Source organism: Streptomyces sp. NBC_00663 (assembly GCF_036226885.1).
In the GTDB taxonomy this organism is placed as follows: domain Bacteria; phylum Actinomycetota; class Actinomycetes; order Streptomycetales; family Streptomycetaceae; genus Streptomyces.
Window position 1 is genome coordinate 8,680,236 of record NZ_CP109027.1, and the last position, 18,584, is coordinate 8,698,819.

The window sequence follows — 18,584 nt, forward strand, 5'->3', positions numbered from 1 at the left end:
GCCGGTGGATCGGGGGGAACGGCGTCCGGTCTAGGTCCGCAGCACTTGCAGGGCATGGAGGTCGGGGGCGCGGGGCTCCGCGGTGAAGGGGGTGCGGGTGGTGGTGGCCACCGCCGGCCGGGTGTCCACGCGGGTGGGCGCGGCGAGCGGTTGGGGATGCGGGCCCGGTCCGGTGCTCGGCTTGCCCGCGACGGCCCTTCCGCCGCACCGGTCGTGGCCGGACGACACGCAGACGTGCTCGCGCTCCTGCTCGTCCGGCACGTCGTAGAAGGCCGCGGCCACGGTGGTGTGCTCCGGCGGCAACTGCGGCCCGCGGGCGCACAGACAGGCCACGCCGAGCAGCGTGGCCAGGGCCACCACCAGGCCCAGCACCACGGCTCCGGTCCGCCGCCCCGTACGCATTGTCGACTCCCCGCCCTTCGAGGACTCAGCGTAGGTGAGGGTGGGGCGGGGGAGGAGGGCGGGGGAAGATCTCTCCGCGGGGGTGGGGTCGCCGGAGTCGCTCCACGTGGTGAACCGGCCGGGTCAGTCGGGGCCGCTCCAGTCGAAGGGGAAGTGCTTGCTCGACTTGCCGGAGTGGTCCCAGGAGAAGCCGAACGCGTTCGCCTCGTCGACGGTGGCCCGGCCCCAGGTGGCGACCTGACCCGGCCCCACCTCGGCGCCCGGCGCGTTGTGGACCTGGACGCGCCCGCCTTCGGGAGTCGTCGGCCCGGTGAATGCCTCGGCCACCGCCTTGACCCGGCCGGGCACGTCGGCCCGCCAGCCTGCGAGATCCTCGTCGATCTCCACATGGACCGGAGCGACGTCCATCCCGCGCATCTCGGGGTGGAACATCTCCCCGAACTGCGCGGGCCAGCCGCCCGCCTCCCCGCCGAAGACGGCACCGAGCGCGGCCCGCTGCTGTTCGTCGGCCCGTTCGTCGAGGAAGACCGCGGCGTACGGATCGCTGTGCTCGCCGGCCCAGACATTGCCCGTGAAGGAGGCGAGCATCAGGACGTTGAGGCCGTCGAGCCGTACGTCGCCGTAGTAGCCCTCCCGGATGTGCCAGACCATGACGCCTTCGCAGTCGCCGTAGGTCGGGGGCTGGGCGAACGTGCACGGGCAGGGGATGGCGCACTTGCACACATCGAACCAGTCGCCGGTCAGATGCCAGCGCGTCGCAGTGGTGGTGGCCTGCTCAGACATCTCGCTTCCCTCCTGCCGAGCCCCAGGGAGCTCTCTCGGAGTGGCGAGACCGCGTGTGCCGAGCCCGGCCCCGGGATCGGGAGCGGTCTCCCTTCCAGCTTGCACCTCCCGTTGCGGCAGGGGAACCCGGTCGCGAACATGGGATCAGCGCCTGGTCACGCGTCGGCGATCACATGTCGCCCATCGTCGGCATCGAGTCCCGCAGCCCCGGCAGCAGCCAGTCCTGGAAGGGCGCGAGCACCGCCAGGACGAGGAACGCCACGCCGACCACCCGCCCGAGCAGCACCCCCCAAGGTGACAGCTTCTCCAGGAAGATCACCACGGCCAGCCCCGCCATCGCCGCCACGTTCATCACGCCCAGCGGCACGAGGACGACCATCAGCCCGGCACAGCAGCCGACGCAGTACGCCCCGTGGTGCAGGCCCACCCGCAGATCGCGCAGCGGCCCGCGGAAGCCGGAGTAGCGCACGAGATGGCCGAGTGGGTCGCGGCAGTGCCGCAGGCAGACGTACTTCAGGGGGCCCAGCTGGTAGAGGCCCGCCAGCGCGAAGGCGACCGAGCCGATCCAGCGGCCGGCGGCGGGGTGGTCGTCGACGAGGTGGCCGGTCAGGGCCAGGGCCGCGTAGGCGAGGAGTCCGAACGCCGTCCACACCAGCAGATACCCGGCGATGAACGCGACGGTCCGCCCGGTGCGGGCCCAGCCGGAGGACTGCCGGCCGATACCCCGGACCCAGGTGATCGCCACCGGCGCCATGGACGGCAGCATCATGGCCGCCATCATCGTCACCCACAGCAGCAGGAACAGCGGCAGCGCCATCCCCATCGTGCCGGGCTCGACGCCCATGTCACGTGCTTGGCCGACGGTCAGCACCCAGGCGGGCACCGAGATCAGCACCACGAGGAACCAGGCGGCCGCGAGATCCCGGGCCGGCAGCAGCCCTCCGCCCGCTCCGGTCGGGACGCCGGACGGGGCGGATGCGACGACGGAACCGCGGCTGTGACGCATCGGCATGCTCTCCTGCGACTGCTTCCAGCACAGCACAGGACACCCCGCGAAGCGACCCGGTCGGGACGGCGGCCTGTGCGTACCGTGCGGCTCTCGCTATAGTCAATAATGCGAGTAGGTGTGTAGTTGTATGAATGCGGCAACGGGCGGGGCGATCATGGTGGACAGCGGATACGTGCGGTACGTCGCCCTTGGTGACAGCCAGACCGAGGGGCTCGGCGACGGTGACGACGTACAGGGGTTGCGGGGCTGGGCCGACCGGCTCGCCGAGCAGCTCGTACGCGCATCACCGGGCCTGCTCTACGCCAACCTCGCCGTCCGTGGGCGCCTCGCGGGACAGGTGCGGGCCGAACAGCTCGCGCCCGCCCTCGCGTTGAAGCCCGACCTCGCCACGGTGGTCGCCGGGGTCAACGACCTGTTGCGGCCCCGCTTCGACGCCGACGAGGTGGCCGGACACCTGGAGGCGATGTTCGCCGCGCTCACCGATCAGGGCGCCCGCGTGGCCACGCTGACCTTCCCCGACGTCTCCCGGATCACCCCGCTGGCCCGCCCCCTCGGCCCTCGCGTCGCCGCCCTCAACGCCCGCATCCGCGAGGCGGGGGCGCGGCACGGCGTGCTGGTCGCCGAGACCGCCGACCATCCGGTCGTGACCGACCCCCGTCTGTGGAGCCCCGACCGGCTGCACGCCGGCCCGCTCGGCCATGCCCGGATCGCCGCCGCCGTCGCCCAGGCGCTCGCCCTGCCGGGCAGCGACGACAGCTGGACCCGGCCGCTGCCCGTCGACCCGCGCGCGACCTCGGGGCTGCGGGTCCTCGCAGGCGAACTGCGCTGGGCCGGTTCCTTCCTGGGGCCGTGGCTGGTACGGCGGGTCAGGGGCCGCTCGTCCGGCGACGGACGGCGGGCCAAGCGCCCGGAATTGCTCCCGGTGCTCGCCCTGGACTGATCAAACCGGCTGTTAGGTTGAGTGCATGGCTCTGCGCAACGCGGTGATGGCGGCCCTTCTGGAGGGCGAGGCCTCCGGATACGACCTCGCCAAGGGCTTCGAGGCATCCGTGGCCAACTTCTGGATGGCCACACCGCAGCAGCTCTACCGCGAGCTGGAGCGCATGGAGAGCGAAGGACTCGTCTCCGCCCGCGTGGTCCAGCAGGAGCGCCGCCCCAACAAGCGGCTGTTCTCACTGACCGACGCCGGGCTCGACGTCCTGCGGTCCTACGTCGCCCATGCGCCCGCCAAGCCGACGGCCATCCGCGACGAGCTCATGGTCAAGGTCCAGTGTCTCGACATCGCCGACCGCGACGACATCCACGCCGTACGGGAAGCGGTCGCCGAGCGCAGGGAACGCTCCGCCACAAAGCTCGCCCGCTACGAGCGCATGCGGGAACGCATGCTGGCCGGGCGGACCGAGGACGAGTACTTCGCCGGCGCCGACCGCATCGGCCCCTACCTCACCCTCCTCGGCGGCATGGCCTTCGAGCGCGGCAACCTCCGGTGGGCCGAGACGGTCCTGGAACGCCTCGCGCAGCGGACCGCCACCCGCGGCTGAACCCCTGTCACTCTCACTCGCGACGCCCGGACCTAACTGAGCGTCAAGCCCTTCGCGCAGAAGTTCCAGATCTCGTCGGCCGTGATCGGGTGGGCGCCCGCCTGGCCGCTGGACTGCGCGTTGAACATGACGGTCTGCATGGTCATGGCCGCCACCCGGCGCGGTTCGAAGCCGGGACGCAGCAGACCCGCCTCCTCCAACTCCGTCATCAGGTCGGTGAACAGGGCGAGCAGCGGGGCGTTCGCGACCCGCATCTCCGCGGGGTGCGAGAGCAGCAGGCGCAGGGCGAAGTCCGTGAACAGCGGGCGCTGGGCGGAGGGGTCCGGCCGGGAGATGTCGAACAGGGTCTGCACGGCGGTCTTCAGCCGCTCCAACGGCGTCGACTTGTCGGCCGCGGCGACCCGCAGTTGGTCGGCAGACTTGCTCATGGAGTCCTCGAACAGGGCGAGGAGCAGTTCGTGCTTGCCGTCGAAGTGCTGGTAGAAGCTGCGCAGCGACTGCTTGGAGCGGTCGACGACCTCCTGCACGGTGAAGTCGGTCGTGCCCTTCTCCGCCATGATCGCCTGCGCCGCGTCGAGGAACCGCTCCACCCGCTCCTCGGCCCGGCGCTTCGCCGCCTGGGTGGAACGTTCGACCGCGCGCTGCTTCCAGGCCGGCTCTTCGGTGGGGGTGCTCACGGGCTGGCCTGCCTTCTGCGCCGTGGGGAGAACGTCATTGCAGTGTAGCGAAAACGGGCTTATCTCCAAGCGAGAGTTCCCTTATCGCACATCCGATGAGGACGCTCGCCCACCGTGCCGCTCCTCGCGGGGCGTGGAGAAGGTGCCGCGGACGGTCTGCCGGCTGATCCCGTACCGCGGGAGCCGCGTCGGTGTCGGCCCTCCCTCAGACCACACCGTCGGCGCGCAGCGCCTCGATGTCGTCGCCGGTACGACCCAGTTGCCGGAGGATCGCCTCCGTGTGCTCACCGACGGCCGGTACGGGGTCCATGCGCGCCGGCAGCCCCGCGAGGTCGGCCGGCGGGAGCAGGGCCTGGACGGTGGCTCCCGGCACGCCCACCTCGCGCCAACGGCCTCGGGCCGCCAGCACCGGGTGGTCGAGGAACGCGGCCACGTCGTTGACCCCGGCGCACGCGATCCCGATGTCCTCCAGGTCCTTGAGGATCTCCTCGGCGTCGGAACGCGCACAGCGTTCGGCGACGATCGCGTTGATCTCGTCGCGGTGGGCGACCCGGTCGGAACCGGTGGCGAAGCGCGGGTCGTCGGTCAGGCCGGGGTTCCCGAGGAACTCCGCGCACAGAACGGCCCATTCACGCTCGTTCTGGATCGAGAACAGCACGTCCTTGCCGTCGGCGGCCGTGAAGGCGCCGTACGGGGCGATCGTGGCGTGCTGGGTGCCCAGGCGCGGGGGCTGGGCGCCGCCGTAGCGGGTGTAGTTGGCCGGCTGGCCCATCCACTCGGCCAACGCCTCGAAGAGCGAGACCTCCACCGCGTGCGCCTTGCCGGTGGTGGCGCGGGTGTAGAGGGCGGTGAGGACGCCGCTGTAGGCGTACATCCCGGCGGCGATGTCGGCGACGGTGATACCGACCCGCGCCGACTCCTCGGGCGTTCCGGTCAGCGACACCAGCCCCGTCTGGCACTGCACCAGCAGGTCGTACGACTTGCGGTCCGCCCAGGGGCCGTCGGTGCCGTACCCGGAGATCGTGCACGGGATCAGCCGTGGATACCGCTCGGTGAGCACGTCCGTGCCGAGGCCGAGCCGGTCGGCCGCTCCGGGAGCGAGGTTCTGTACGAAGACGTCGGCGCCGTCGAGGAGTCCGCGCAGGATCTCCTGTCCCCGGGGGTCCTTGAGGTCGAGGGTGAGGGATTCCTTGGAGCGGTTGAGCCAGACGAAATAACTGGAGTGACCGTGCACCGTCGTGTCGTACCGGCGCGCGAAGTCGCCGTCGCCCGGGCGCTCCACCTTGATGACCCTGGCCCCGAGGTCGGCCAGCTGCCGGGTCGCGTAGGGAGCGGCCACGGCCTGCTCCAGGCTGACGACCGTGACCCCGGCGAGGGGAAGCGTCGGTACGTTCATGAGGCCCATGTGTACGGCCATGTTTCCGCCGCTGACAACCCGTCCCCGCTGAGGCACGCACCACACACCGGCGGTGGCGGATCCGGAGGAAGGACGCGCAGTCCCGTACGCGTCCCCTCCCTTCTCACGTGCTCAGGACTGGCGGCATGGCGATTCGTCCTTCAACACCTTGCCCGGGGCGTTCAGCGGCAACTCCTCCCGGGACTCCACTGGCGTCCGTGAGCGACCTGCCACCTTCGCGAGCACCCTCGCCCTCGTCTGCGCTGAGGCCCCCAGGGGAGGGCTTAGTTGAGGGTGTCGGGGTCCGGGCCCGTCCGCAGGCCCCGATCCAGCCCGGCGATCGCCGTCATCTCCTCGTCGGTGAGGACGAAGTCGAACACGTCCGCGTTCTCCCGGATGCGGGCCGGGGTGACGGACTTGGGGATCACGATGTTCCCGAGCTGGAGGTGCCAGCGCAGCACCACCTGCGCGGGCGACTTGCCGTACCGCCCGGCGATCGAGGTCAGCACCGGCTCGCTCAGCACCGCGCCCTGCGCGAGCGGGCTCCAGGCCTCGGTGGCGATGCCCAACTCGGTGTGCAGGTCCCGCAGTTCGCGCTGCTGGAGACCGGGGTGCAGTTCGATCTGGTTGACGGCCGGTACGAGCGAGCTGTCGTCCAGCAGCCTGTGCAGATGGGCGGGCTGGAAGTTGGAGACGCCCGCGGCGCGGATCCGCCCCTCGCCGGCCAGCTTCTCGATGGCCCGCCATGACTCGCGGTAGAGATCACGGGCCGGGGTCGGCCAGTGGATGAGGTAAAGGTCGACGAAGTCGAGGCCCAGCTTGGCGAGGCTCGCGTCGAAGGCCCTGAGGGTGGCGTCGTAGCCCTGGTCCGCGTTCCACAGCTTGGTGGTGACGAACAGTTCGTCGCGGGCGATGCCGGACGCGGCGAGGGCTTGGCCGACGCCCGTCTCGTTGCCGTAGATCGCCGCCGTGTCGATGCTGCGGTAGCCGGCGTCCAGGGCCGAGGTGACCGCCTCGGCCGTCTCGGGGTCGGGGACCTGGAAGACGCCGAAGCCGAGCTGCGGGATCTCGATGCCGTTGTTGAGGGTGAGGGTGGGGAAGGACGTACTCATGCAGACGACTGTAGTTGCAGGCGCGGGTTAATCGCAAACGCGGGTATGGGGTGGGGGAAATGAGGTAGCCGGGGGCCCTGGCCGCTGGATATCGTCTCGACGCCGCCCCGGCGCCCGCTACCAGGCATCCAGTACCCGGCACCCGGCATCCGGCACCCACTCGATCCGACCGAAAGCGATCCATCCCATGACCAGCCCCCGCCCCACGACCACCCTCTGGCGCCCCACCGGCCCCGAGGAGCTGGACCTGGTGCGCGAGCTGGACTGGCGCGCCTGGCCGCCCCGGCTGCCCGAGCAGCCGATCTTCTACCCCGTCCTGAACGAGGACTACGCGGTGCGGATCGCCCGGGACTGGAACGTGAAGCACAGCGGCGTCGGGTACGTGACCCGCTTCGAGGTCGACGCGGAGTTCGTCAGCCGCTACCCCGTCCAGCAGGCGGGCGGGCGGACGATCCTGGAGCTGTGGGTACCGGCGGAGGAGCTCGACGAGTTCAACGCCCACATCGTCGGCGAGATCGAGGTCGTCCACGAGTTCCGCTGACCGGCTCTAGGGGCGGGCCAAGTGGCGCATCGTCAGCGCCAGTTGCAGCCGGAACCGGCCCTGCGGGGTGCGCACCGGCCAGCCCAGCAGATGCTCCGCGTGGACCAGCCGGTCCTGGAGCGTGGAGTGATGGACGTTGATCTCGGCGGCGGCGGCCCTCAGGCTCGTCGTCGAGGCGACGGCGTCCAGCGTGGCGAGCAGCCAGGGCGCTGTCGCGGCGGCCACGTCCAGTGCGACTACGTCGGCCGGGGGTTCCGTCCCTGGCCCGACGAGGTCGGCGAGCAGTGCCAGACTCCCCAGATCGTCGGCGCGCACGACCCGCCGACCGGGTTCCTCCGCGGTGAACCGCAACGCGGTCCGGGCAGCGGCCCATGACTCGTGCAGTCGAAGTACAGGGACGGCGGGCCCGACACCGACTCTCCCGGGGGGTGGTGCGGCGGGTCCGGCGTCGGTTCTCCCCGAGGGTGCGACGGCGGGTCCGGAACTCGCCCTCCCCGCGGCCGCTACGGCAGCCCCGGCGCCAGGTCTGCCCGACCGGGGGACGGACGGCCCGGCGCCCGCTCCCTCTGTGGCCGGGGCGGTGTGGCCGGTACCCGTTCTGTCCGTGGCCCGGACGGCGTGCCCGGCGCCCGCTCCCTCTGTGGCCGGGGCGGTGTGGCCGGTACCCGTTCTGTCCGTGGCCCGGACGGCGTGCCCGGCGCCCGCTCCCTCTGTGGCCGGGGCAGTGTGGCCGGTACCCGTTCCGTCCGCGGCCCGGACGGCGTGCCCGGCACCCGCTCCCTCTGCGGTCGTGACGGATGGCCCGGCACCAGCTCTCCCCGCGGCAAGGACGCTCGGCCCCCCGACGACTCCCTCCGCCTGGGGGAGGGACGGGCCTGCGCCCAACCTTTCCGCGGGCGGGAGGGCCGGGCCTGCATCGGCTGCCGCTGCGGGCGAAACGGCTGGAGCCGTGCCGGTTCTCCCCGTGGCCGGTTCTGCCGGCGCTGTGCCCGCCCTCCCCGATGGAGAGACGGCATGAGCCGTGCCCGCCCTCCCCGCGGCCCGTACCGTCGCAGCCGCGCCCGTTCTCCCCGTGAATAGTCCGGCCGGAACGACTCCGGCCCTCCCCGTGGGTGGCACGGCCGGAGTGCCTCCGGCCCTCGCCGCGGGACGTTCGTCCGGTGGCTGGGCGGGGACGATGCGGGGCGGGCCGTCGGCCGGGGCGAGTGCACGGGCGGGTGCCGTCGGGTCCAGGCCCAGTCGGCGGGCCGCGTGCAGCCGTGCCGACTCGGGGGCCGTGGCGTCGAGAAGGGTCTCCACCAGGGCGGGATCATCCGCCGGGGCCCGTCCCCGGGTGCGGTCGAGCACGCGTCGTACGGCACCGGCGGCGCGCTCCAGGATCACCGCGTCGACCACACTCGGCTCCGCCCCGGCCCGCTCCAGCCACAGCGCGGGAACGCCGTCCGGCGACAGCGCTGCGGACGGCCACGCCGGATCCGGCGGCACCTCGGAGTCCCGCCGGGTGCCGTCGGCCTCGACACGCACCCGCACCCGACGTTCCTCGTCGACGAGGAGCGCCGGCACCCCGGCCAGCACGGCGGCGCCCCGCACCAGTGCCTCCAGCCCGGCCCGCGACTCGGCCAGCCGATCGAAGTAGGCGATCACCTGGACCGCGGCCCCGGCATCGGGGTCCAGCGCGGTCAGCCGCCCGGCCAGCTCTTTCATGGGTCCATGGTGCGGGACGCGCGACGGGAACGGGGAGGGGTGAGCCTCTCAGTTCGCCAGCAGCCGTCGCAGCCACCGCAGCTGAGCCGCCCGTGCCCCCTGGGACAGGGCCGCCTGCGGGGCGAAGCCGTCGAAGCCGTGGAAGCCGCCCGGCCAGACGTGCAGCTCCGCCACTCCGCCCGCCTGCCAGATGCGGGAGGCGTAGGCGACGACCTCGTCCCGGAACGTCTCCGCGGAGCCCACGTCCAGGAAGGCGGGCGGCAGGCCGGAGAGGTCCTCGGCGCGGGCCGGTGCGGCGTACGCGGGGACGTCGGGGCCGCCGCGCAGCTCGCCGAGCAGGGCGGTCCAGCCGGTCTCGTTGGCCGTACGGTCCCAGACCCCGACGCCCGCCATCTGGTGGGCGGACGGAGTGTCGTTGCGGTCGTCGAGCATCGGGCACATCAGCACCTGCCCGATCACCTGCGGACCCTTGCGGTCCCGGGTGAGCAGGGCCAGCGCCGCGCACAGGCCGCCGCCCGCGCTGGCGCCCGCGATGACGATCCGCTCCGGATCGGCGCCCAGCTCCGCCGCGTGCTCGGCCGTCCAGACCAGCCCGGCGTACACGTCCTCCACCGGCGCGGGATGCGGATGCTCGGGGGCCAGCCGGTACTCGACCGACACCACGACCGCGTCCATCTCCTTCGCCCAGGCCAGCGGGACGTCTACGCCCACCCTGTTGTTGCCGATGACCATGCCGCCGCCGTGGACGTGGTAGACGACGGGCCGCGGGCCCGCGGCCGGCGGTGCGGTGGGGCGGCAGATCAGGAGCGAGATCTCGGGGGCGCCCTCGGGCCCCGGCACCTTGCGGTCCTCGACCGCGAAGAAGCCGTCGAGGGTGAGGTCCAGCTCGGCGAGCAGCGCGATCCCCGGCCCCTGGCGTATCTCGTCGATCTGGTCGAGCGTGAGACCGGGGGAGATCACGTCCTTGATCAGCTCCAGGGCGGCGGCCAGCTCGGGATCGAACGGTGGCGGGACCAGGCTCATGGCATCTTCTCCTCACGAGGGAACACGGCGGCTCGAGTGCCCATCATTCGCCCCGTGCCTCTCTCTCCGGATGCCGCCGTCCGGCGGAACCTGCCCGCCGAACGGCGGGTGGCACCGGCGTGAACGCCGACCTTGCCAGGTCGTGACCCGTTGTTCACCCTCCGGTGGTGGAAGTGATCGGAACCTGAGACAACGCTGTCAAGGCCCCGCCCGCACCAGGAGTAAGTACGTGAACGTCTCCCTCACCACCTGGCTGGTGACCGTAGCCGCCCTGTGCGCGCTCATCGCGGTCGACTTCTTCATCGGCCGCAAACCGCACGACGTGTCCGTCAAGGAAGCCGGCGTCTGGACCGTCGTATGGGTGCTGCTCGCCTGTCTCTTCGGGATCGGGCTGCTCGTCTTCAGCGGGGGAGGTCCGGCCGGGGAGTTCTTCGCCGGGTTCATCACCGAGAAGTCGCTGAGCGTCGACAACCTCTTCGTCTTCGTCCTGATCATGTCCAAGTTCGCGGTGCCCTCGCAGTACCAGCAGCGCGTGCTCATGGTCGGCGTTCTGCTCGCCCTCGTGCTGCGCGCCGGGTTCATCGCGGCCGGCGCGGCCATCATCTCCGCGTTCTCCTGGGTGTTCTACCTGTTCGGCGCCTTCCTGATCTGGACCGCCTGGAAGCTCGTCCAGGACGCCCGCAAGGGGGGCCACGAGGAGGAGTACGAGGAGAACAAGATGCTCAGGACGGTCGAGGAGCGCTTCGGCGTCGCCGACCGCTATCACGGCACCAAGCTGTGGATCGAGGAGAACGGCAAGCGGGTCATGACCCCGATGCTGGTCGTGATGCTGGCCATCGGCTCCACGGACCTCCTGTTCGCCCTCGACTCGATCCCGGCGATCTACGGGCTCACCGAGGAGCCGTACATCGTCTTCGCGGCGAACGCCTTCGCCCTGATGGGCCTGCGCCAGCTGTACTTCCTCATCGGCGGCCTCCTCAAGCGGCTCGTCCACCTCAGCTACGGTCTGTCGATCATCCTCGGGTTCATCGGCGTCAAGCTGCTGCTGCACGCGCTGCACGAGTCCGGCGTGCACGTCCCCGAGATCAGCATCCCCTTCTCGCTCGGCTTCATCGTCCTCGTCCTTGCGGTGACCACGTTCACCAGCCTGCGCGCCTCGAAGAAGCAGGAGGAGCAGGAGGAGCAGGAGCGGCGGACGAAGCGGGAGGCGGAAGGGGAACGGGAGGAGACCGTCTCCTAGGCGGAGAGGCTCCCTGACCGCCGTCACCGCCTCCGGGCCGTCGCCGGCACCGCGCACAGCAGCCAGACCGCCACGTAGCCCGACTTCGCAGGGCTCCCGTCGCCGTGGCCCCGGCTCGCCGACGCGGCCGGCAGGGAGACCATCACGCCGCCCGCGACCGCACCGCCGAGCGTCTTGACGTTGTTGTACAGGGCGGTCGTCACACCGGTGCGGGAGCGGTCGCCTCCCTCCGCGATCACCGTGGCGATCGCGCCGAGCGCCACACCCGCGCCGAGCCCCGCGAGCACCTCACCGCGGAGCAGCGCCGCAGGCTCGTGCCGACGGCTACCGCGGGGGCCTGGCCGCGGGGCGCCTCCCTGTCCGGGCCGCACAACCTCCTGCTCGCCGCCTGGCTGCGCTCGGTCGACGACATCGCCCCCTTCGAGTCACGGCTTACCTCACGCTTCCCCGAACTCGACGTCGCCGACCGGGCGTTGACCCTCTGGCCGATGAAACTGGGCGGCCACCTCCTCGACCCCCAGGGCCGCCAACTGCGCGCCGTCACTCTCGGTCCCTGGCACCACCCGCACTCCGAAGCGGCCGAAGCGGCCCTCCTGGATCGCCTGCGCACGCCACCCGGGCGGGTGCCGGTCGGCCGGAACCCTTGACTTCGAGAACGCTCCAAGTCCTAGCGTCAGCAGGGACGGCGAAGGCCGACGAAGTCGGCAAGAGTCCAGCAGAACGGAACGGAGACGCAGATGCGGGTCGGCGTGCACATCAACCGGTTCGACCACCCCGGAGGCGGCCCGGCGCTCGCCGCCGAACTCGCCGCGGCGGGCGACGCCGCCGAGGCCGCGGGCGTGAGCTGGCTGTCGGTGATGGACCACTACTTCCAGATGGAGTTCAACGACGGCGCCACGGACCCGATGCTGGAGGCCTACACGACCCTCGGCTACCTCGCCGCCCGTACCTCCACCGTGCAGCTCGGCGCCCTGGTGACGGGGGTGACCTACCGCCACCCCGGACTGCTCGCCAAGATCGCCACCACCCTCGATGTGCTGTCCGGCGGCCGGGCCACGCTCGGGATCGGCGCGGCCTGGTACGACCGGGAGCACGCGGGCCTCGGCGTGCCGTTCCCGCCCCTCGCCGAGCGCTTCGAGCGGTTGGAGGAGACCCTGAGGATCTGTCTCCAGATGTGGGACCCGGACGCCAACGGGCCCTTCGAGGGCAAGCACTACCGGCTCGCCGAGACGCTGTGCGTACCGGGCCCGGTCAGCAGCCCGCGCCCCGAGATCATGATCGGCGGTGGCGGCGAGAAGAAGACGCTCCGGCTGGTCGCCCGCCACGGCGACGCCTGCAACCTGTTCACCACCACCCCGGAGGAGGTGGCCCACAAACTGGACGTTCTGCGCGGTCACTGCGAGGCCGAGGGCCGCGACTACGACACGATCCGCAAGACCGTCGCCTACTCCGGCGACCCCCTCGCCACCGGTGACCTGGACGCCTTCACCCGGGACATCACGGGCTACACCAAGCTCGGCATCGAGACGGTGATCCTCTGCCCGCGCACCGGTGAACCGGCGGCGTTCATCGAACGCTTCGCGGCCCGGGCCGTCGAGCGGCTGGCAGGGCTCGACTGAACCCGGCGGAGGACGGGGGAGTCCTACGGGGTACTACTGGGCCGGCCCGCTGCGGGAGACGATGCGCGTGCCGCGGTCGTCGACCGTGCGGACTTGCAGGGAACCGCAGCCGCACCGGGTCCACAGGGTGTGGCCCGCGGCGGTCGCGTGCCGGGACACCACCTGGAACGGCTCGGCGTCGTCCGGCCATCCGCAGTGCGGGCAGCCGGTGCGGGTCGTGCTGGTCATGAGAACTCCTCGTACGTCGTGGCCGGTTGGCCGGTGCGGCTGGTGGACCGTCGCGACACGATCCAGGGTGCGGCATCGCTTTCGTACACGTCCAGGTTGACTTTCCGCACGACACCTTGAAGCGTGGGCTTCATGATTGACCTGCGCCGGCTTCATGTCCTGCGAGCGGTCGCGCACTACGGCACGGTCACCGCCGCCGCCCGCGCCCTGCACTTCACCCCGTCCGCCGCCTCCCAGCAGATCCGCCAGCTCGCCCGCGATCTGGGTGTCGACCTCCTCGAACCGCAGGGCCGGGGGGTCCGCCTCACTCCGGCCGCCGAGAGCCTGCTCACCCACGCCGACGCCATCCAGGCCCGCTGGGAACTGGCCGAGCTCGATCTGCGCGCCGAACGGGACGCCCCGGCGGGGCCGTTGCGGGTGAGTGGGTATCCGGTGGCGATCTCGGTGCTGCTGGCACCGATGGCGGTGCGCCTCCAGGAGCGGTATCCCCGGCTGGCCGTACGCATCCAGGAGGCGGCCGTACCGGAGAGCTTCGACCTGCTCTTCGAGGGCGCGATCGACCTGGCGATCGTCGAGGCGACCCCGCACAACCCGCCGCTGAGCGACGCCCGTTTCGATCAACGACCGCTCCTGGACGACCCGTTCGACCTCGTGGTGCCCGCCGGTCATCCGCTGGCCGGCCGGGAGCGCGTCGACCTCGCGGAAGCGGCGCACGAGGACTGGATCGCGCCGATGCCGGAGAGCCCCTGCAATACGCATGTCATCTCCGCCTGCGGCGAGGCCGGGTTCAGTCCTTCGGTGGTCCACCAGGCCGTGGACTGGGACGTCACCGCCCAGCTCGTCGCCCACCGGCTGGGCGTAGCGCTCATTCCGCGGCTGGCCCGGCTCACCCCGGACCTGCCCGTCACCCGGGTGTCCTGCGCGGGCGACCCGCACCGCAAACTGCTCACCTGCACCCGGCGCGGCGGACATGAACGACCGGCGGTGGCGGCCGCGTTGACGGAACTGCGGGAACTGGCGCCGACCGCGGTGGCCTGACCGGCGGTACGGCCGGGCACACGAAAGGGGCCGGAGCTCCAAGAGCTCCGGCCCCTCACGACACGGTCGGGCGGCGACGGCCCCGCTCGCGAGACATCAGCTTGCGACGGTCTCGCTCACGGGATGATCAGGCGGCGACCGTTTCGTTCGCGTGCCCGTGCAGACGGGCGATGACCTCGGTCAGCTGCGTGGCGACCTCGGCGTCGTCGGCCGGGTGGGTCTCGGCGAAACGGACCACGGAACCGGGGATGGAGAGCTTGACGTCCTCCAGCACCTTGGCGCCGGCGATGCCCAGGGCCTTGCGGGTCTCGTCCTGCGCCCACACGCCACCGAACTGGCCGAACGCGGTACCGACCACGGCGGCCGGCTTGCCGCCGAAGGCGCCGGCGCCGTAGGGACGCGACAGCCAGTCGATGGCGTTCTTCAGGACGGCCGGAATGGTCCCGTTGTACTCGGGGACGAAGAGCAGGAAGCCGTCGGCGCCCTGGGCGGTCTCGCGCAGCTTCGCGGCGGCGGCCGGGACGCTGCCCTCGACGTCGATGTCCTCGTTGTAGAAGGGGATCTCGGCCAGGCCCTCGTACAGCTCGACGGACGCACCCTCGGGAGCGAACTTGACGGCCGCCTCCGCGAGCTGGCGGTTGTGCGAACCGGCGCGAAGGCTGCCGACGAGCGCAAGGATACGAACAGACATGCTAACTCCAGGGGTGCTGAAACACTGCCGTCACAATCCGGACCGGGGTCCGTTTAATGTTCTATCACCCTAACCGGACCGCGGTCCAGTTTCATTCCCGATGCTTTACGCTGGGTTCATGCCCGCCGCCCTGCCGCCCTTCCCGCGGCCTCAAGGTCCCCTGGGGGAGACCGAGTTGTTCCAGCTCGGCCCTCGCGAGGAGGAGCCGTGCCTGCGCGCCGACGCCGCGCGCAACCGCGCCCGGCTGCTGGAGGCCGCCGCCCGGCTGATCGCCGAGCACGGCGCGGCCGGGGTCACCATGGAGGCCGTGGCCGCCGCCGCCCAGGTGGGCAAGGGCACCGTCTTCCGCCGCTTCGGTGACCGGACCGGACTGCTGATGGCGCTCCTCGACCACTCGGCGCGGCAGTTCCAGGCGGACTTCATGAGCGGCCCGCCCCCGCTGGGCCCCGGCGCACCGCCCCTGGAGCGGCTGCGCGCCTTCGGCGTGGCCATGCTGTACCGCTCGGTGGAGCAGCTGGACCTCCAGCTCGCCGCCGAGCCGGAGCCCACCCGCCGGTTCTCCCACCCCTCGTACCGGGCCCTGGCCATGCACGTCGCGATCCTGCTGCGGCAGATCGCCCCGGACTCCGACTGCGAGCTGCTGGCCCGGACTCTGCTGGCGTACCTCGACGCGGCCCAGATCCACCATCTGACCAGGGAGTGCGGGATGCCGATGGAGCGTCTCGAAGCCGGCTGGACCGATCTGGTCGCCCGGGTCACGGGGACCGCGCCACCCGCCTGAGCGCCCCGCCGGGAGCCGTCTCCACAGGTTCTGCAAAGATGCCGTACGTCATGGTGCAGATACCGAAAACGTCGGCCCCCGGGGTCCCCGCACCGCGCTCCGTGCCCACGAGCGCCGATGTGGCCCGCCTGGCCGGCGTCTCGCGCGCGACCGTCTCCTACGTCCTGAACAACACCAGCGCCGTCCGGATCAGCGAGCCCACCCGCCGCCGGGTCCACGAGGCCGCCAAGGAGCTGGGGTACGTACCGCACGCCGCCGCCCGCAGCCTGCGTGCCGGACACAGCCGTCTGGTCCTGATGCCCGCCCCGACCATCCCCGTCGGCCAGCTCTACGGCCAGTTCATCAACGAGCTCCAGTGGGCCCTCAGCCGCCTCGACTACACCGTCGTCCAGCACGGCAGTGTCGGGCTCCACGGCGACGAGGCCGCCCGTGCCTGGGCCGAGCTGCGGCCCGTCGCCGTGCTGGTGCCCGGCGCCGGACTCGGCCCGAAGGGCGTCGCCGTGCTCAAGCGCTCCGGCGCCCGGGCCGTCGTCACCCTCGGCCCCGAGACCGTCGAGGGCGCCCACGCCCTCCTCATGGACCACGAGGCCGTCGGCCACCGCGCCGGACGCCATCTGTACGAGCGCGGCAGGCGCCGCATCGGCGTCGTCGTCCCCGAGGAGGCGGGCCTGGAGGCCTTCTCCCTGCCCCGCCTCAGCGGGGTGCGCGCCGCCCTGCGCGACACCGACGCCACCGTCACCGAGCTGCCCCTCGCCTACACCGAGGAGGCCGGCACCCGGCTCGCCGCCCGCTGGCGGGAGCTCGGCCTCGACGCGGTGTTCACGTACAACGACGAGTACGCGATGCTGCTGACGCGCGCCCTGCTCGACGAAGGGATCGACATCCCCGGCGAGACGGCCGTGATCGGCGCCGACGACCTCATGCTCGGCCGGCTCCTGCGGCCTCGCCTCAGCACGGTCCGCCTGGAGCTGCCTTCCGGCCGCGACCTCGCCGAACTCGTCGACCGCGCGGTGCGCGACCCCGCCGCCGCCCCCGAGACCCACAAAGTGCTGGAAGCCACGGTGGTGCACCGCGAGTCGAGCTGAAAGGCTGGCGCGCAACCGCTCACCGAGGGGAGGCGTGCCATGCGCACGACGGTCGGCATCATCGGCGGCGGCCCCGCCGGACTGCTCCTGGCCCGCCTGCTGCACCGCGCGGGCATCGACTGCGTCGTCCTGGAGGCGCGCACACGGGACTACGTCGAGCAGCGCCAGCGCGCCGGAATGCTGGAGCAGGGCACGGTCGACGCCCTGCGCGAGTGCGGCGCGGCCGAGCGGCTGACCGCTCAGGGCCTGGTCCACCAGGGCATCGAGCTGCGCTTCGACCGCGAACGCCACCACATCGACTTCCCGGTCCTCACGGGCGGCCGTACGGTCACGATCTACGCCCAGACCGAGATCGTCAAAGACCTCGTCGCCCTCCAACTGGCCGACGGGCCACCGCTGTTGTTCGAGGCGGAGGCGCTCACGATCGAGAGGCCGGAGACGGAGGCACCCGTCGTACGGTTCCTGCACGAGGGTGAGGAGCAGACCCTGGCCTGCGACTGGGTCGTGGGCTGCGACGGCTTCCACGGCATCGCCCGCGACACCTTCCCGGCCGGCACCGGACGGACGTACGCCCACGACTACCCGTACTCCTGGCTCGGTGTCCTCGCCGATGTCGCCCCGTCCTGCGACGAGTTGATCTACGCGCGCGGCGAGGGCGGCTTCGCCCTGCACAGCATGCGCTCACCGCAGATATCCCGGCTGTACTTGCAGGTGCCGAACGGCACCGATCCCGACGACTGGCCCGACGACCGCGTCTGGGACGAACTCTCCGCCCGCTTCGCCATCGACGCCGACTGGACCCTGAACCGCGGCCCGATCACCGCCAAGTCCGTGACACCGATGCGCAGTCACGTCCACGAACCCATGCGCCACGGACGGCTGCTGCTCGCCGGGGACGCCGCGCACATCGTCCCGCCGACCGGCGCCAAGGGCCTCAACCTCGCGGTCTCCGACGTCCGTCTGCTCGCCCGCGCCTTCGCCGCACTGCACCGCACCGGCTCCGAGCAACTCCTCGACCGCTACTCCGCGTCATGCCTCGCCCGGGTCTGGCAGGCCACCCGGTTCTCCTACGACATGACGACGATGCTGCACACCCGCCCCGACGCCGACCCCTTCGACCACCGGCTCCAGCTCGCCCGGCTGCGACGGATCATTTCCTCCCGCCACGCCGCCGCCGAACTGGCCGCGAACTACACGGGCCTTCCCCTGGAGTGGTGAACACCCCAGGGCAAGTCCTCAGGCATCACTGGCCGTTCTGCTCCGTGTTCGCCTGCTGCTCCTCGACCGCCTTGCGGACCTCGTCCATGTCCAGCTTGCGAGCCTGCCCGATCACATCCGTCAGCGCGGCCTCCGGGAGGGCTCCCGGCTGCGCGAACACGGCCACCCGGTCACGGACGATCATCAGTGTGGGAATCGACTGGATACCGAAGGCCGCGGCCAGCTCCGGCTGCGCCTCCGTGTCCACCTTGCCGAAGACCAGGTCCGGGTTCTCCTCGGCCGCCTTGTCGTAGACCGGTGCGAACTGACGGCACGGCCCGCACCAGGACGCCCAGAAGTCGATCAGGACGAACTCGTTGTCCGTGACCGTCTGGTCGAAGTTCTCCTTGGTGAGCTCCACGGTCTTGCTCATGGCGTGCATCCCTCTTCCTGGTGTCGGGGCCTAGCCATGCGCACAAACACGGCCTGCCGGGTAGGTATTCCGCGCGCGTACCCC

General features: G+C 71.7%; 21 protein-coding genes and 2 pseudogenes. 10 read left to right on the forward strand and 13 right to left on the reverse strand.

What is annotated here, in order from left to right; all coding sequences use genetic code 11:
- Nucleotides 1–30: 30 nt before the first annotated feature.
- From OG866_RS39440 to OG866_RS39450, 3 genes are all read right to left on the reverse strand, one after another.
- On the reverse strand, nt 31–402 hold the full coding sequence (locus tag OG866_RS39440) for a hypothetical protein (RefSeq protein ID WP_329342278.1): 372 nt from the start codon (nt 400–402) through the stop codon (nt 31–33).
- Between the two features lie 123 nt (nt 403–525).
- On the reverse strand, nt 526–1,185 hold the full coding sequence (locus OG866_RS39445; protein ID WP_329342280.1) for a DUF1326 domain-containing protein: 660 nt from the start codon (nt 1,183–1,185) through the stop codon (nt 526–528).
- Between the two features lie 169 nt (nt 1,186–1,354).
- Nucleotides 1,355–2,191 carry a DUF2182 domain-containing protein gene (locus OG866_RS39450; protein ID WP_329342281.1) on the reverse strand — a complete coding sequence of 279 codons (837 nt, stop codon included), beginning with the start codon at nt 2,189–2,191 and terminating at the stop codon, nt 1,355–1,357.
- Nucleotides 2,192–2,348: 157 nt separating this feature from the next.
- Here OG866_RS39450 and OG866_RS39455 point away from each other — a divergent pair, with 157 nt between their 5' ends.
- Both OG866_RS39455 and OG866_RS39460 read left to right on the forward strand, forming a co-directional pair.
- Nucleotides 2,349–3,134, forward strand: a complete 786-nt coding sequence (locus tag OG866_RS39455; protein WP_329344514.1) for an SGNH/GDSL hydrolase family protein — start codon at nt 2,349–2,351, stop codon at nt 3,132–3,134.
- Between the two features lie 25 nt (nt 3,135–3,159).
- The gene (locus OG866_RS39460) at nt 3,160–3,735 is read left to right on the forward strand and encodes a PadR family transcriptional regulator (protein ID WP_329342283.1); all 576 of its coding nucleotides are present in this window, start codon (nt 3,160–3,162) and stop codon (nt 3,733–3,735) included.
- 32 nt (nt 3,736–3,767) lie between these two features.
- Here the strand turns inward: OG866_RS39460 and OG866_RS39465 are convergent, their stop codons facing one another.
- The 3 genes from OG866_RS39465 to OG866_RS39475 all read right to left on the reverse strand — a co-directional run bounded on the left by OG866_RS39465 (nt 3,768) and on the right by OG866_RS39475 (nt 6,920).
- A complete protein-coding gene (locus OG866_RS39465) occupies nt 3,768–4,412 on the reverse strand; it encodes a TetR/AcrR family transcriptional regulator (RefSeq protein WP_329342285.1) in 645 nt (214 codons plus the stop codon).
- 205 nt (nt 4,413–4,617) lie between these two features.
- Nucleotides 4,618–5,808: a CaiB/BaiF CoA transferase family protein gene (locus OG866_RS39470; protein ID WP_329342286.1), complete on the reverse strand. Its 1,191-nt coding sequence runs from the start codon at nt 5,806–5,808 to the stop codon at nt 4,618–4,620.
- 284 nt (nt 5,809–6,092) lie between these two features.
- The gene (locus OG866_RS39475) at nt 6,093–6,920 is read right to left on the reverse strand and encodes an aldo/keto reductase (protein WP_329342287.1); all 828 of its coding nucleotides are present in this window, start codon (nt 6,918–6,920) and stop codon (nt 6,093–6,095) included.
- Nucleotides 6,921–7,107: 187 nt separating this feature from the next.
- On the opposite strand from OG866_RS39475, the gene OG866_RS39480 reads away from it, so the two are divergent.
- On the forward strand, nt 7,108–7,461 hold the full coding sequence (locus tag OG866_RS39480; RefSeq protein WP_329342288.1) for a hypothetical protein: 354 nt from the start codon (nt 7,108–7,110) through the stop codon (nt 7,459–7,461).
- A 6-nt stretch (nt 7,462–7,467) separates the two neighbouring features.
- Here OG866_RS39480 and OG866_RS39485 read toward each other — a convergent pair.
- The 3 genes and pseudogenes from OG866_RS39485 to OG866_RS39495 form a co-directional block, all read right to left on the reverse strand.
- Nucleotides 7,468–7,890, reverse strand: a pseudogene (locus OG866_RS39485) (helix-turn-helix domain-containing protein); the annotation flags it as partial.
- A 674-nt stretch (nt 7,891–8,564) separates the two neighbouring features.
- A pseudogene (locus OG866_RS39490) lies at nt 8,565–9,165 on the reverse strand (PucR family transcriptional regulator); the annotation flags it as partial.
- Nucleotides 9,166–9,213: 48 nt separating this feature from the next.
- The gene (locus OG866_RS39495) at nt 9,214–10,188 is read right to left on the reverse strand and encodes an alpha/beta hydrolase (protein WP_329342289.1); all 975 of its coding nucleotides are present in this window, start codon (nt 10,186–10,188) and stop codon (nt 9,214–9,216) included.
- 229 nt (nt 10,189–10,417) lie between these two features.
- On the opposite strand from OG866_RS39495, the gene OG866_RS39500 reads away from it, so the two are divergent.
- Nucleotides 10,418–11,428: a TerC family protein gene (locus OG866_RS39500; RefSeq protein WP_329342291.1), complete on the forward strand. Its 1,011-nt coding sequence runs from the start codon at nt 10,418–10,420 to the stop codon at nt 11,426–11,428.
- 23 nt (nt 11,429–11,451) lie between these two features.
- Here the strand turns inward: OG866_RS39500 and OG866_RS39505 are convergent, their stop codons facing one another.
- On the reverse strand, nt 11,452–11,715 hold the full coding sequence (locus OG866_RS39505; protein ID WP_329342293.1) for a hypothetical protein: 264 nt from the start codon (nt 11,713–11,715) through the stop codon (nt 11,452–11,454).
- Between the two features lie 27 nt (nt 11,716–11,742).
- On the opposite strand from OG866_RS39505, the gene OG866_RS39510 reads away from it, so the two are divergent.
- Nucleotides 11,743–12,075, forward strand: a complete 333-nt coding sequence (locus tag OG866_RS39510; protein WP_329342294.1) for a hypothetical protein — start codon at nt 11,743–11,745, stop codon at nt 12,073–12,075.
- Between the two features lie 90 nt (nt 12,076–12,165).
- Entirely contained in the window at nt 12,166–13,047 is an 882-nt protein-coding gene (locus OG866_RS39515; protein ID WP_329342295.1) for an LLM class F420-dependent oxidoreductase, read from the forward strand.
- A 33-nt stretch (nt 13,048–13,080) separates the two neighbouring features.
- Here OG866_RS39515 and OG866_RS39520 read toward each other — a convergent pair whose 3' ends face one another.
- Nucleotides 13,081–13,275, reverse strand: a complete 195-nt coding sequence (locus OG866_RS39520; RefSeq protein WP_329342296.1) for a hypothetical protein — start codon at nt 13,273–13,275, stop codon at nt 13,081–13,083.
- Between the two features lie 132 nt (nt 13,276–13,407).
- Here OG866_RS39520 and OG866_RS39525 point away from each other — a divergent pair, with 132 nt between their 5' ends.
- Nucleotides 13,408–14,313, forward strand: a complete 906-nt coding sequence (locus tag OG866_RS39525) for a LysR family transcriptional regulator (RefSeq protein ID WP_329342298.1) — start codon at nt 13,408–13,410, stop codon at nt 14,311–14,313.
- A gap of 127 nt (nt 14,314–14,440) precedes the next feature.
- Here OG866_RS39525 and OG866_RS39530 read toward each other — a convergent pair whose 3' ends face one another.
- A complete protein-coding gene (locus tag OG866_RS39530) occupies nt 14,441–15,004 on the reverse strand; it encodes an NAD(P)H-dependent oxidoreductase (RefSeq protein WP_329342300.1) in 564 nt (187 codons plus the stop codon).
- Between the two features lie 100 nt (nt 15,005–15,104).
- On the opposite strand from OG866_RS39530, the gene OG866_RS39535 reads away from it, so the two are divergent.
- Genes OG866_RS39535 through OG866_RS39545 form a run of 3 tightly spaced genes read left to right on the forward strand, consistent with a single transcriptional unit; the run spans nt 15,105 to nt 18,088 of the window.
- Nucleotides 15,105–15,785, forward strand: coding sequence for a TetR/AcrR family transcriptional regulator (locus OG866_RS39535; protein ID WP_329342302.1), 681 nt, complete (start codon nt 15,105–15,107; stop codon nt 15,783–15,785).
- A gap of 50 nt (nt 15,786–15,835) precedes the next feature.
- The gene (locus OG866_RS39540; protein ID WP_443063612.1) at nt 15,836–16,870 is read left to right on the forward strand and encodes a LacI family DNA-binding transcriptional regulator; all 1,035 of its coding nucleotides are present in this window, start codon (nt 15,836–15,838) and stop codon (nt 16,868–16,870) included.
- Nucleotides 16,871–16,909: 39 nt separating this feature from the next.
- The gene (locus OG866_RS39545) at nt 16,910–18,088 is read left to right on the forward strand and encodes a 4-hydroxybenzoate 3-monooxygenase (protein ID WP_329342305.1); all 1,179 of its coding nucleotides are present in this window, start codon (nt 16,910–16,912) and stop codon (nt 18,086–18,088) included.
- A gap of 25 nt (nt 18,089–18,113) precedes the next feature.
- Here the strand turns inward: OG866_RS39545 and trxA are convergent, their stop codons facing one another.
- A complete protein-coding gene (gene trxA / locus OG866_RS39550; RefSeq protein ID WP_329342306.1) occupies nt 18,114–18,500 on the reverse strand; it encodes a thioredoxin in 387 nt (128 codons plus the stop codon).
- Nucleotides 18,501–18,584: the final 84 nt, after the last annotated feature.